13 protein-coding genes and 1 tRNA gene are annotated in these 12,008 nt (G+C 74.7%); 4 read left to right on the top strand and 10 right to left on the bottom strand.

Going from position 1 to position 12,008, the window contains the following annotated elements; translation table 11 throughout:
• Window positions 1–89: 89 nt before the first annotated feature.
• The 3 genes from ABWU78_RS00720 (at window position 90) to ABWU78_RS00710 (ending at window position 2,461) form a co-directional block, all read left to right on the top strand.
• Window positions 90–950, top strand: a complete 861-nt coding sequence (locus ABWU78_RS00720; RefSeq protein WP_253050419.1) for an aldo/keto reductase — start codon at window positions 90–92, stop codon at window positions 948–950.
• A 36-nt stretch (window positions 951–986) separates the two neighbouring features.
• Window positions 987–1,919: an aldo/keto reductase gene (locus ABWU78_RS00715; protein ID WP_253050421.1), complete on the top strand. Its 933-nt coding sequence runs from the start codon at window positions 987–989 to the stop codon at window positions 1,917–1,919.
• A 92-nt stretch (window positions 1,920–2,011) separates the two neighbouring features.
• Window positions 2,012–2,461 carry a hypothetical protein gene (locus ABWU78_RS00710; RefSeq protein WP_253050423.1) on the top strand — a complete coding sequence of 150 codons (450 nt, stop codon included), beginning with the start codon at window positions 2,012–2,014 and terminating at the stop codon, window positions 2,459–2,461.
• A gap of 81 nt (window positions 2,462–2,542) precedes the next feature.
• Here the strand turns inward: ABWU78_RS00710 and ABWU78_RS00705 are convergent, their stop codons facing one another.
• Complete coding sequence (locus tag ABWU78_RS00705; RefSeq protein WP_253050425.1) at window positions 2,543–3,388, bottom strand: aldo/keto reductase; 846 nt, start codon at window positions 3,386–3,388, stop codon at window positions 2,543–2,545.
• A gap of 171 nt (window positions 3,389–3,559) precedes the next feature.
• On the opposite strand from ABWU78_RS00705, the gene ABWU78_RS00700 reads away from it, so the two are divergent.
• Window positions 3,560–4,528 carry an SH3 domain-containing protein gene (locus tag ABWU78_RS00700; RefSeq protein ID WP_439157266.1) on the top strand — a complete coding sequence of 323 codons (969 nt, stop codon included), beginning with the start codon at window positions 3,560–3,562 and terminating at the stop codon, window positions 4,526–4,528.
• Between the two features lie 15 nt (window positions 4,529–4,543).
• Here the strand turns inward: ABWU78_RS00700 and ABWU78_RS00695 are convergent, their stop codons facing one another.
• From ABWU78_RS00695 to proB, 9 genes are all read right to left on the bottom strand, one after another.
• The gene (locus ABWU78_RS00695) at window positions 4,544–5,902 is read right to left on the bottom strand and encodes a hypothetical protein (protein WP_353708894.1); all 1,359 of its coding nucleotides are present in this window, start codon (window positions 5,900–5,902) and stop codon (window positions 4,544–4,546) included.
• Between the two features lie 182 nt (window positions 5,903–6,084).
• Window positions 6,085–6,157: transfer RNA gene (locus ABWU78_RS00690), tRNA-Ala, on the bottom strand.
• Between the two features lie 79 nt (window positions 6,158–6,236).
• Window positions 6,237–6,917: a histidine phosphatase family protein gene (locus ABWU78_RS00685; protein WP_353708893.1), complete on the bottom strand. Its 681-nt coding sequence runs from the start codon at window positions 6,915–6,917 to the stop codon at window positions 6,237–6,239.
• Entirely contained in the window at window positions 6,914–7,360 is a 447-nt protein-coding gene (gene rsfS, locus ABWU78_RS00680; RefSeq protein WP_253050432.1) for a ribosome silencing factor, read from the bottom strand. Before rsfS ends, ABWU78_RS00685 begins: the two co-directional genes overlap by 4 nt.
• 25 nt (window positions 7,361–7,385) lie before the next feature.
• Entirely contained in the window at window positions 7,386–8,486 is a 1,101-nt protein-coding gene (locus tag ABWU78_RS00675; protein ID WP_439157265.1) for a hypothetical protein, read from the bottom strand.
• Window positions 8,479–9,084, bottom strand: a complete 606-nt coding sequence (nadD, locus tag ABWU78_RS00670; protein WP_439157264.1) for a nicotinate-nucleotide adenylyltransferase — start codon at window positions 9,082–9,084, stop codon at window positions 8,479–8,481. Before nadD ends, ABWU78_RS00675 begins: the two co-directional genes overlap by 8 nt.
• A gap of 43 nt (window positions 9,085–9,127) precedes the next feature.
• Window positions 9,128–9,283 (bottom strand): hypothetical protein, encoded by a 156-nt coding sequence (locus ABWU78_RS00665; RefSeq protein ID WP_021483496.1) that lies wholly within the window; start codon window positions 9,281–9,283, stop codon window positions 9,128–9,130.
• Between the two features lie 191 nt (window positions 9,284–9,474).
• Window positions 9,475–10,821 carry a glutamate-5-semialdehyde dehydrogenase gene (locus ABWU78_RS00660; protein ID WP_353708891.1) on the bottom strand — a complete coding sequence of 449 codons (1,347 nt, stop codon included), beginning with the start codon at window positions 10,819–10,821 and terminating at the stop codon, window positions 9,475–9,477.
• A gap of 53 nt (window positions 10,822–10,874) precedes the next feature.
• Window positions 10,875–12,002 carry a glutamate 5-kinase gene (proB, locus tag ABWU78_RS00655; RefSeq protein WP_353709509.1) on the bottom strand — a complete coding sequence of 376 codons (1,128 nt, stop codon included), beginning with the start codon at window positions 12,000–12,002 and terminating at the stop codon, window positions 10,875–10,877.
• Window positions 12,003–12,008: the final 6 nt, after the last annotated feature.

Raw genomic sequence — 12,008 nt, 5'->3', positions numbered from 1 at the left:
AGTGCCGGGTCGGTCGTCTCGTCCCGCCCGGCGCCCGCCTCGCCGGCGGCGACGTCCCTTCTACCCCTGACCCCGTGAGGAAGTCCCCCATGCAGCAGCGCAGTCTCGGATCCCGGACGGTCTCCGCGATCGGTCTCGGCGGCATGCCGATGTCGATCGAGGGTCGCCCGGACGAGGCCCGGTCCGTCGCGACGATCCACGCCGCGCTCGACGCGGGCGTCACGCTGATCGACACGGCCGACGCCTACCACCTGCACGCCGACGAGGTCGGGCACAACGAGGAGCTCATCGCGCGCGCCCTGCGCTCCTACGGCGCCGACACGTCCGGCGTCCTCGTCGCGACCAAGGGCGGTCACCTGCGCCCCGGCGACGGCACCTGGACCCGCGACGGCGACCCGGCCTACCTCAAGCGGGCCGCGAAGGAGTCCGCCCGCCGGCTCGGCGTCGACGCGATCGGCCTCTACCAGTTCCACCGGCCCGACCCGGCCGTCCCGTACGCCGACTCGGTCGGTGCGCTCGTCGAGCTGCTCGACGAGGGCGTGATCGAGCAGGCGGGGATCTCCAACGCCGACGTCGCGCAGATCGACCTCGCGCACGAGCTCCTCGGCGGCCGCCTCGCGTCGGTGCAGAACCAGTTCTCGCCCCGCTTCCGGTCCAGCCAGGGCGAGCTCGAGCACTGCGCGGCGCTCGGCGTCGCGTTCCTGCCCTGGAGCCCGCTGGGCGGCATCACGAACGCCGCCGAGCTCGGCGCGCGCCACGCCGTCTTCCAGGAGGTCGCCGACGCGCACGGCGTGAGCGTCTACCGGGTGACGCTCGCGTGGGAGCTCGCGCTCGCGCCCGTCGTGATCCCCATCCCAGGCGCCTCGCGGCCCGCGTCGATCCTCGACTCGGCGGGCGCCGCCGACGTCGTCCTCACCCCGGAGGAGGTCGCGCGGCTGTCCGCCGCGTGACGTCCACCGCGTCCCCACCAGCGAAGGAGCTCAGCGGTGAAGACCTTCACCCTCCCCGGCACCGACCTCGTCGTCCCGGACGTCGTGCTCGGCCTCATGCGCATCCAGGACAAGACCGACGACGAGGTCCGCACGCTCGTGCGCACGGCCCGGGACGCCGGGATCACCTTCCTCGACCACGCCGACGTCTACGGCACCGACCTGCACGGCTGCGAGCGCCGGTTCGCCGAGGCGCTCGCCCTCTCCCCCGCCGAGCGCGCGGAGTGGGTCATCCAGTCCAAGGCCGGGATCGTGCGCGAGGGCCCGTACTTCGACTTCTCCTACGAGCACCTCGTCGCGTCCGTCGAGGGTTCGCTCGACGCGCTGCGCACGGACTACCTCGACATCCTCCTGCTGCACCGGCCCGACGCCCTCGTCGAGCCCGAGGAGGTCGCGCGCGCGTTCTCCGACCTGCACGCCGCGGGCAAGGTGCGCGCGTTCGGGGTCTCGAACCACACGCCGGGGCAGATCGAGCTGCTGCGCCGGTACGTCGAGCAGCCGATCGTCGCGAACCAGCTCCAGCTCTCGATCACGCACGCGCCGATCGTCGCGCAGGGCGTCGCGGCGAACATGCAGGGACTCGACCAGTCGATCAGCCGCGACAGCGGGATCCTCGACTACTGCCGCCTGCACGACATCACCGTCCAGGCGTGGTCGCCGTTCCAGGCGGGGTTCTTCACCGGCGTCTTCCTCGGCTCGGAGAAGTACCCCGAGCTCAACGCCGTGATCGACCGGCTCGCCGCGCAGTACGACGTGCCGCCCATCGCGATCGCGACCGCCTGGATCACGCGACACCCGGCACGGATGCAGGTCGTGCTCGGGACCACGAACCCGGAGCGCGTCGCAGGCGCGGCCGTCGGCTCCGACGTGCCGCTCACGCGCGCCGAGTGGTACGAGCTGTTCCGCGCCGCGGGCTACACCGTCCCCTGACGGACGCTCCGCGCGGGGCGTCCCGCACGCCCGTGCCGAAGGTCACGCACGGGCCGTCCGGGCCGCCCCGCGGGGCGGTCTAGGCTCGTGCCGTGGCAACCTTCTCGGCAGTGACCCGGCAGCACATCCTCCAGGCGATCGCGGACTGGGACGACCGGGGTCGGGACGCGTTCCTCGGGGTCTACGGCTTCACCGCCAGCCCCGGGACGCCTCTCCTGCACGAGGACCGGGCGTACGACGCCCAGGCGATCCTCGGCGTCGCGCATCGCTACGCGACCGGGCGCGTGGCGACGGCCGAGGAGTTCCGCAACAGCCCCGTCGGCGTCGCCGACCTGCTCCGCAAGCGCGGGTTCGACGTGCCCGGCGCCGCCCCTGCGGCGCCGGCGCCGGCGCGTCGGACCGCGGCGAAGGCCGCCACCACGCCTCGCGCCCCCCGGCGCACCACGACGCCGCGCGCGTCCGAGCTCGAGAAGCCGCCGGCCGTGTGCCCCACGTGCTTCACGGTCCTGCCCGCGACGGGCATCTGCGACGACTGCGGCTGAACCGGGTCCCCCGACGCACGACGAAGGGGCGCCGTCCGACCGGACGGCGCCCCTTCGTCGTGGGTCCGCGGCGGGACCGGGTCAGTTGACCTCGGACGGGTGGGCGCTCACGCGGCCCGAGCCGTCACCGGTGTCGAGGGCGTCGATCGCGGCGATCTCGTCGGCCGTGAGCTCGAAGCCGAAGAGGTCGAAGTTCTCCGCCATGCGCTCCTTGCGCGACGACTTGGGGAACACGATGAAGCCGCGCTGCAGGTGCCAGCGCAGGACCGCCTGCGCGGGGGTCACGCCGTGGGCGGTCGCGGCGTCGACGACGGCCTGCCGCTCGAACAGCGGGTACTTGCCCTGGCCGAGCGGGCCCCACGCCTCGATCTTGGTGCCGTGCGCGTCCGCCCACGCGAGCACGTCGCGCTGCTGGTACGCCGGGTGCAGCTCGATCTGGTCGACGGCGGGGACGACGCCCGTGTCCGCGACGATCCGGTCGAGGTGCTCCGGCAGGTGGTTCGAGACGCCGATCGAGCGCGCCAGGCCGGCGTCGCGGATCTCGACGAGCTTGGCCCACGCGTTCGTGTACTGGTCCTGCGCGGGCGCCGGCCAGTGCGTGAGGTAGAGGTCGACGAACTCGAGGCCGAGCTTGTCGAGGCTCTCGCGGATCGCGTCGTGCGGCTGCTCGCCGGACTGACGGTCGTTCCAGAGCTTCGTCGTGACGAAGAGCTCGTCGCGCGGGACGCCGCTCTTCGCGATCGCGGCGCCGACGCCCTCCTCGTTGCGGTAGATCGCCGCCGTGTCGATGTGGCGGTAGCCGATCTCGAGGGCCTCGCTCACGGCCTTCTCGGCCTCGTCCGGCGGCACGAGGAAGACGCCGAAGCCGAGCTGGGGGATGGTGTGCCCGGAGTTGAGCGTCACGGTCGGGACAGTGGGAGCGGTCATGCCCTCCAGCCTAGGAACGGGGCGTGCAGCCGTCCAACGACCGCGGGTCGTGCGACTCAGCGCTCCCGCTCATGAGTCCCTGACCTGCTGCGCGAGATCCGGGCTGGACTTTGTAGATCACGGTTTGGTTACATGGGCGCGGTCCTGACCACGAACGAACCGGAGCGCACCATGTCCCGAGGCCGCCACAGCGCAGCCCCCGCAGCTCCCGCACGCTCGTTCCGGCTCCCGGCGCGGCCCGCCCTCCCGGCACTCCCGGCGCGCGCCCTCAAGCTCCCGGCGCTGGCGCTCGTCGGGCTGCTCGGCGCGGGCGTCGTCGGTGCAGGGCCGCAGCCCGCCGAGGGCAACCCCGACCTCGCGCCGCTGAGCGTCGAGCCGGCCAGCGGATCGACCGTCGAGCGCGGGACCGGCGCCGCCAGCCGCTCGTCCGAGCGCACGGCTCCCCCGGCGGCAGCCCAGGAGGCCCCGCTCGTCGAGACCTCGGCGACGATCACCGTGGTCCCCGCCGCCGAGGTCGCCCCGGTCGTCCCCGTCGCCACCGGCCAGCTCTGGACCACCGACGCCGTCAACGTCCGCACCGGGCCGTCTGCCGACGCCGGGCGCGTCGCGACCGCCGCGTTCGGCACCGCCGTCGACGTCACCGGCACGACCGAGGGCGAGTGGAGCCAGGTCGTCTGGGACGGCGCCGCGGCCTGGATCAAGTCCAGCTTCCTCGCGGACTCCCAGCCGGAGGCGCCGGCGGCGACCGCCGCGAGCGGCGGGTCGGGCGCGAGCGGCATCTCCGACGCCGCCTGCTCGGTGAGCTCCGGGATCGAGTCCTCGCTCCGGTCCAACGCCCGTGCGGTCTACCGGGCGGTGTGCGCGATCTTCCCGCAGGTGACGTCCTACGGCGGGATCCGCCCGGGCGACAGCGGCGACCACGGCACCGGCCGCGCCCTCGACATCATGATCACGGGCGAGACGGGCTGGGAGATCGCGCGCTACCTCCAGGCCAACGCCGGCGCCCTCGGGATCACCTACCTCATCTACCAGCAGCAGATCTGGATGGCCGGAGACCCCGCGAGCGCGTGGTCCGGCATGGAGGACCGCGGCGGCACGACCGCGAACCACTTCGACCACGTGCACGTCAGCACGTCGTAGGCCACGACCGCACGGTCACGGCACGACGTTGGAGAACAGCCTCCTGCCCAGGGCGTCCACGTCCGACCCGTCACGGGTCAGCCCCACGTAGCCGCCGCGCTCGACGACGAAGACGTCGGACGGGACCGCGGCCGTCAGGCGCGACACCCAGGAACGCTCGTGGTGAGAGACGACCACCTGGACGCCGTCGGCGACCAGCCGCAGCACCACGTCGACGAGCCCGGGGTGCGCGGGCAGCGGAGCAAGGCCGTCCTCGTCGTCGTACCCGGCGTCCTCCGGGCCGGACCCGCCCGAGAGCTTGAGCGACCGCAGGTGCGGCACGTGCGTGAGGAACGCGCCGTCGGCGCCGTCGAGGCTCAGTGACAGCCGCTCGACGGCGGTGTGCCGCAGTGCGGTGAGGTCGGCACCCCGGGTCGTGCCGAGCAGGTGCAGCTCGGTGAGCGCGGGCAGCTGGGACAGCGCCTCGACGCCCGTGAGGTCGGGGCTGCCAGGGCCACCGGTGACGTTCACGTCCAGCCGCTGGAGATCGGTGCACTCCGCCAGGGGCGCGAGGTCCGCGCGCTCGGTGAGGACCATGCGGAGGCCCGTGAGTCCCTGCACCGCGCCGATGCCCTCGACGGACGGGCACGCACCGAGCTGGAGCACGGCACCCCCGGGGCGGAACATCGTCGCGGCGAACTCCCGCCGGTCGAACCTCCCCCACGCGCGGTGCAGCTCCGCGAGCTCGACGTCGGGGTAGCCGTCGCGCGCGTACCCGGCGAGCACGTCGAGCGCCGCGGGGGTCCCGATGCTTCCCAGCGCCCGGAGGGCCACCCGCCGCTCGGCCGCCCGCTGCCCCGGGCGTGCCGCGAACCACCGGGGGTCCGCGCCGGGACGAGCCGCGAGCCACGACGCCACCTGCGCCACCTTCTCGGGGAGCGCCGGGACGTCGCTCCTTGCGGTCGCGAGCGGCACGTCAGGAGCCTCAGCCGACGCGGGAGCCGCCGGCACGGACCCCAGCGCCGCCGCGTGCTTCGCGGCCGCCCGGCGGATCGTCGCGATCTTCGGAGCGCCCCGCAGTGCGGTCTCGGCGGGGAGCCGGTCGAGGACGGTCACGTCCGCCCGGGCCGCGAGCGCGAGGAGCGCCCAGAGCGTCCGTGCGTCGAGCGCCTCCGCGAGGCTCGACGCGTCGAGACCGGCAACCGCCCTGAGTCCCGGGTCCTCGAACACCCGCAACGCCGCACGCTCCAGCGCGGGGTCACTCGGGAGGCGCACGGCCCCTTTGATGGCGTTCGGCTGATTCGAGTAGCGGTCGAACCGGGTCAGCACCTGCTCGGCGCGTGGTGCGCCGATCGCGTCCGCCAGCACGGCGAAGACGCCTGTCGAACCCGGCATGCGAGCCTCCGCTTCCCGTGGGGACCATCCAGCCGCCGGACGGCAGGACGGGCGGGGCGGACCCTACCGGTCGGGCCTCATGCCGCCGAGGCGCGCCGAACAGGAGAGCGAGAGCGACGACCCGACGCAGCGCAGAAACACGAAAGCGGGGCGCCGAAGAACGACGCCCCGCTTCGATCCGGTGGAGCTGAGGGGACTCGAACCCCTGACCCCCTGCATGCCATGCAGGTGCGCTACCAGCTGCGCCACAGCCCCGTGGATCTGCGAAGATCCTGGTCAAACACTGGATGAACACTCCCCCGGCCGGTTTCCCGTCCTGCGGAGCGTCGCTAGTCTACGCAGAAACCGGCTCCAGATTCCAATCCGGTCCCGCGTTCCACTCGTCGAGCGGGAACCCGGCGCCGACGTTGTGCGCCACGAGCCGCCACGCGGGCGTCGCGGCGCGCGCGGAGCGGTGCAGGTGGGACCAGTGGACGTTGTGCAGGCCGGAGATCCCGCGCCAGCCCTCGGGGTCCAGCCCGAGCAGCGCGGTGACGGCGAGCGTGATGGCGGCGCCGTGGGACACGACGACGAGCGTGTCGTCGTGCTCCAGCTCCTCGACGTGCTCGGTGACGGCCTCCACGAGGCGCGCGGCCACGGCGGCCTTGGTCTCGGCGCCCGCGCGCGTGGGCTCCTCGCCCCGGCGCCACGCCGCGTACTCCTCCGGCCACCGCTCGGCGATCTCCGGGCCGGTCAGGCCCTCCCACTCCCCGAAGCCGCGCTCGCGCAGCCGAGGGTCGAGCAGGACGTCCGCGCCGATCGCGCCCGCGTACGCGCGCGCGGTGTCGGTGGCGCGCACGAGGTCCGACGCCACGACGCGCGTGGCGCGGTGCGCGCTCGCGAGCGCCTTCGCGCCGTGCTCGGCCTGCCACTGCCCGACGCCGTCGAGCGGGATGTCGACCTGGCCCTGCAGGCGCATCCCGGCGTTGTACGCCGTCCGGCCGTGGCGCAGGAGGACGAGCGTGCCGGCGCTCACGCCAGGGGCTCCCCCGAGAGGCGGATGGCGCCGTCGCTGCGGGTCGTGTCGTCGGCGTCGTCGGCCGTGCCGTCGCCGCCGCGCGCGTCCTCGGGGAGCTCGACGACGGGGCAGTCCTTCCACAGCCGCTCGAGCGCGTAGTAGACGCGGTCCTCGGAGTGCTGCACGTGCACGACGACGTCGCCGAAGTCGATGAGGACCCAGCGGGCCTCCTGCTTGCCCTCGCGGCGGATCGGCTTGGAACCCGCCTTGAACATCGCCTCCTCGACCGCGTCGACGATCGCGGAGACCTGGCGCTCGCTCGACCCGGACGCGATGAGGAACACGTCCGTGAGGACGAGCTGCTCGCTCACGTCGAGGGCGATGATCTCCTCGGCCTTGCGGTCGGACGCCGCCCGCGCCGCGATGACGGCGAGCTCTACGGCTCGTTCGGTGGCAGTCACGTGTCTCCGTTCGTGGTGCGGCCGCTCAGCGGCCGGTGTCGAGGGTGCCGGGGTCGTCCCACGACACGGCGGTCGCCGAGGCGCTCGTGTCCTCGGTGGCGAGACCGGGGTCGTCGCGCGAGACGAGCGTCCACACGAGCAGGCCGAGGACGAACGCCACGGCGACGAGGATGAGGTAGTGCAGCCACGTGTACGAGGGGCCGCGCGGCTCGTCGTCGAGGTCGTCGTCCGCCTCGCCGTCGAGCTCGTCGGCACGGCCGCGCACACGGGGGAAGAGGTCGTCGGACGAGCCGCCGACGGCGCGTGCCGCGGCCGCCGTCTCGCGCACGCCGCCGAAGGGAGGCGCGGGCTCGCGGCCCGCGCTCGCCGGCTCGGGCGCCGACCCGGACGTGATCGCCGACCACGGGAGCGCGGCTCCCGGGGCCTCGGCGGGCGCGGCCGCGGCGGGCGGAGCCGCCGGCCGCGCGGCGGCCGGCGTGCGCTCGGGCGCGGGCGCCGCGGTCGCACCCCACGGCGACGGAGCGGGCGCGGGAGACGGCGTGGCGGGGGGCGCGGCAGGTGCTGCCGCGGGAGCCGAGAAGGCCGACAGCCGCTGCGGCTGGGCCGGCGGCGCCTCGGGCGCTCCGACCCGGCCGACCGGCGCGGACCCGAAGCCACCCGCGGGAGCGGACGGCGTCGGGGGTCGGACGGGGCCGGTGGCGCCCGGCGCGGCGGGCCGCGACGGGCCCGCGGGCGGGCGGGAGCTCGTGCGCGTCGGCACCACGGGCGTCGGGACCGGCGGACGGATCGCGACCCGCTCCGCGGTCTCCTGCACCGGGGTGAGGCGACCCGTCTCGTCGAGGCCCCGCATGCCACCCGAGGCGGCCGGAGGACGGACGACGGACGGCTGCGACGGGAAGTCCGTCGGACCGGTGGTCTCGCGCAGGGTACGGCGCGACGGCGGCGGGGTCGCCGGGGCGGCGGGCCGCGCGGGAGCAGGCTGCTGCCACCCGCCGGCGCCGAGCGCCGGGGCGGGTGGAGGCGTGCCGGGCTGCGCGGACCGCTCAGCCGCGGCGGCCTGCTCGCGCTCGCGCATCTCGCGCCGCGTCAGCGGGCGGACGGGCTGCATGTTGCCGTTGTCACTCATCGTGCTGACCTCGATACAAACCGTGCTTGGCGATGTACTGGACCACGCCGTCCGGAACCAGGTACCACACCGGCTGGCCCGCCTCCGCACGCCGACGGCAGTCCGTCGACGAGATGGCGAGGGCCGGGACCTCGAGCGTGGTGACCCCGCCCGGCGGCAGACCCTCGACGCTCAGGCTGTGGCCCGGGCGGGAGACAGCCACGAAGTGTGCCATCTTCCACAGCTCGTCGGCATCCTTCCAGGTCAGGATCTGCTCGATCGCGTCCGCACCCGTGATGAAGAACAGCTCCGCGTCCGGACGCGCGGCCCGCAGGTCGCGCAGCGTGTCGACCGTGTAGGTCAGTCCCGGCCGGTCGACGTCGACCCGGCTCACCGTGAAGCGCGGGTTCGAGGCGGTCGCGATGACCGTCATGAGGTACCGGTGCTCGGCCGGGCTGACGCTCTGGTGCTGCTTGAACGACGGCTTTCCCGTGGGGACGAACACGACCTCGTCGAGGTCGAACCGCGCCGCGGCCTCGCTCGCCGCGACGAGGTGGCCGTGGTGGATGGGGTCGAACGTGCCACCCATCACCCCCAGGCGGGGACGGCGCGGGCTCATCGGGACGTCATCGGTCGCGGGCGCTTCCGTCGTTCGCTACCGGTCAGTGCCGCGTGCCGACGCTGCGGAACGCGTAGGTCACGAGCAGCAGGGCCACGAGCCCGCCGAACCCGAGCAGCCCGTAGGCGAGCGGCGGGATGGGCAGGTGCGACGCGGCCTCGGCGCCTTCCTCGGCGGCCAGCACGACGGCAGAGATCACGACGTCCTCCTCGAAGGTCGTCCCCGGGGCGGACGGTGTCGTGCCGCGGTCCGGGGTGGTGCGGTGGAACGGTTCGCCTGCCGGGACCGGCCCGACGGCGGACCGGACGGGCTCCGGTCGCCGACCAGTCTCTCACGACCGCTCGGCGGCCCGGTCCGGCAGGTATCAGGTACGTGCCGACGAACCGCTCGTCACGGACGGACGTGACCGTCGCCGTGCACGACCCACTTCGTCGTCGTGAGCTCGGCCAGGCCCATGGGGCCGCGCGCGTGGAGCTTCTGCGTCGAGATGCCGATCTCCGCGCCGAGGCCGAACTGCCCGCCGTCGGTGAACCGGGTCGAGGCGTTGATCATGATGGCGGCGGAGTCGAGCTCGGCGACGAAGCGCTCGGACGCCGCGAGGTCGCGCGTGACGATCGCCTCGGTGTGCCCGGACGTCCACGTGCGGACGTGCTCGATCGCGGCGTCGAGGTCGTCGACCACGCGCACGGCGATCTCGGGCGCGAGGTACTCGGTCGCCCAGTCCTCGTCCGTCGCCGCGAGCACCTCCGTGCCCTCGGGCGCGAGGCCGGCCGTGCGGTCGTCGCCGTGCACGACGACGCCCGCCTCGGTGAGCGCGGCGAGCGCGGCGGGGAGGAACTCGGGTGCGGCGTCCGCGTGGACGAGGAGCGTCTCCGCGGCGTTGCACACGCCCACGCGCTGCGTCTTGGCGTTGAGCAGGATCTCGAGCGCCATGGCGCGGTCGGCGCTCGCGTCGACGTACACGTGGACGTTGCCGACGCCCGTCTCGATGACGGGCACGGTCGACTCGCGCACGACGGTGCGGATGAGGTCCGCCCCGCCACGCGGCACCAGCACGTCGACGAGCCCGCGCGCGTGCATGAGCGCGACGGCGCCCGGACGCCCGTGGCGGTCGATCGACTGCACGAGGTCGCCGGGCAGCCCCTGCGCCTCGAGCGCGCGGGCGAGGACGCCCACGATGACCTCGTTGGAGCTCGCAGCCGCGGACCCGCCGCGCAGGATCACGGCGTTGCCGCTCTTCAGCGCGAGTCCCGCGGCGTCGACCGTGACGTTGGGCCGCGCCTCGTAGATCATGCCGACGACGCCCATGGGCACGCGCAGCTGGCGCAGACGCAGGCCGTTCGGCAACGTCGAGCCGCGCACGACCTCGCCCACCGGGTCGGGCAGGCCCGCGAGCGCCCGCAGCGCGTCGGCGATCGCGGCGATGCGCGGGCCGTCGAGCGCGAGCCGGTCGAGCAGGCCCTCGCTCATCCCGTTCGCGCGCTCGCGCGCGAGGTCGACGGCGTTCGCGGCCACGATCTCGTCCGTCGCCGCGACGAGCGCGTCGGCGAGCGCGAGGAGAGCCGCGTCCTTGGTCGCGCGCGTGGCGGTCGCCAGCGTGCGCGAGGCGACCTTCGCGCGGCGCGCGACGTCCTCGACGGCGGTCGCGACGTCGGTCGCGGGGCCGGCTGCGGCGGGACCGGCGGGCTGGGGCTCGGTGGCGCCCGCGACGACGGGCGCGTCCTCGGTGGTGGTCATGGACCGAGCCTACGTCGGCCGGGCTCACCCCGGGGGCGCCGTCCGACGGCCGGTCAGCGGGGCCGCTTGCGCACCAGGACGAGGTCGTCGCGGTGCACGACCTCCCGGTCGTAGCCCTCGCCCAGCTCCGCCCGCAGCTCGCCCGTCGACCGGCCGAGGAGGTCCGGGATGTCACGGGACTCGAACGCGACGAGCCCGCGGGCGACCACGCGCCCGTCCGGCGTCACCAGCTCGACCGGGTCCCCTGCGTCGAACTCCCCCTCGACGGCCGTGATCCCCGCGGGCAGGAGCGACGCGCGCCCGCCCTGCACGGCCTTCACCGCGCCGTCGTCGAGCACCAGGCGGCCGCGCGTGCGCGCGGCGTGCGCGAGCCAGAGGCGACGGCGGGTCGTCCGCTTGCCGGTCGCCGCGAACCATGTCCCGACGGGGTCGCCCGCGAGCGCGGCGGCGGCGTTCTGCGCCTGGGTCAGCACGACGGGGATGCCCGTCCCGGTCGCGATGGAGACGGACTCGAGCTTGGTGAGCATGCCGCCCGTCCCGACCGCGCTCCCCCGGCCCGTGACCTCGACGCCCTCGATGTCGGCCGCGGAGCGCACCTCGGCGATGCGGCGCGTGCCGGCGCGCGACGGCGGGCCGTCGTAGAGGCCGTCGACGTCGGTGAGCAGGACCATCGCGTCGGCACGCACGAGGTGGGAGACGAGCGCGGCGAGGCGGTCGTTGTCGCCGAACCGGATCTCGTCGGTCGCGACGGCGTCGTTCTCGTTGACGATCGGCACGACGCCGAGGTCGAGCAGACGTTCGAGCGAGCGCTGGGCGTTGCGGTAGTGCCCGCGGCGGACGGTGTCCTCGGCGGTGAGCAGCACCTGGCCGACGCGCAGCCCGTGCCCGGCGAACGCCTCCGTGTAGCGGGCGACGAGCATGCCCTGGCCGACCGAGGCGGTCGCCTGCGCCGTCGCCAGGTCGCGCGGTCGGCTCGCGAGCCCCAGGGGCCCGATGCCGGCGGCGATCGCACCGGACGTGACGAGCACGACCTGGCCGCCCGCGGCGCGTCGCGCCGCGAGGACGTCGACGAGAGCCCGCAGCGCCGTGAGGTCGAGGTGACCGTCCGCGCCCGTGAGCGAGGACGAGCCGATCTTCACCACCACGCGGCGGGCGGAGGCGATCTCGGAGCGGGAGGACAGCGCGTT

Source organism: Cellulosimicrobium sp. CpK407 (assembly GCF_051844275.1).
Taxonomy (GTDB): domain Bacteria; phylum Actinomycetota; class Actinomycetes; order Actinomycetales; family Cellulomonadaceae; genus Cellulosimicrobium; species Cellulosimicrobium cellulans_G.
The sequence above is the reverse complement of the archived record's forward strand: the minus strand, read 5'-3'. Positions and strand labels throughout refer to the sequence as shown.

Coding starts and splice junctions, on each gene's coding strand:
- ABWU78_RS00720 (WP_253050419.1), top strand. CDS start 90: ATGCAGCAGCGCAGTCTCGGATCCCGGACGGTCTCCGCGATCGGTCTC.
- ABWU78_RS00705 (WP_253050425.1), bottom strand. CDS start 3,388: ATGACCGCTCCCACTGTCCCGACCGTGACGCTCAACTCCGGGCACACC.
- ABWU78_RS00700 (WP_439157266.1), top strand. CDS start 3,560: ATGTCCCGAGGCCGCCACAGCGCAGCCCCCGCAGCTCCCGCACGCTCG.
- ABWU78_RS00695 (WP_353708894.1), bottom strand. CDS start 5,902: ATGCCGGGTTCGACAGGCGTCTTCGCCGTGCTGGCGGACGCGATCGGC.
- ABWU78_RS00675 (WP_439157265.1), bottom strand. CDS start 8,486: ATGAGTGACAACGGCAACATGCAGCCCGTCCGCCCGCTGACGCGGCGC.
- nadD (WP_439157264.1), bottom strand. CDS start 9,084: ATGAGCCCGCGCCGTCCCCGCCTGGGGGTGATGGGTGGCACGTTCGAC.
- ABWU78_RS00660 (WP_353708891.1), bottom strand. CDS start 10,821: ATGACCACCACCGAGGACGCGCCCGTCGTCGCGGGCGCCACCGAGCCC.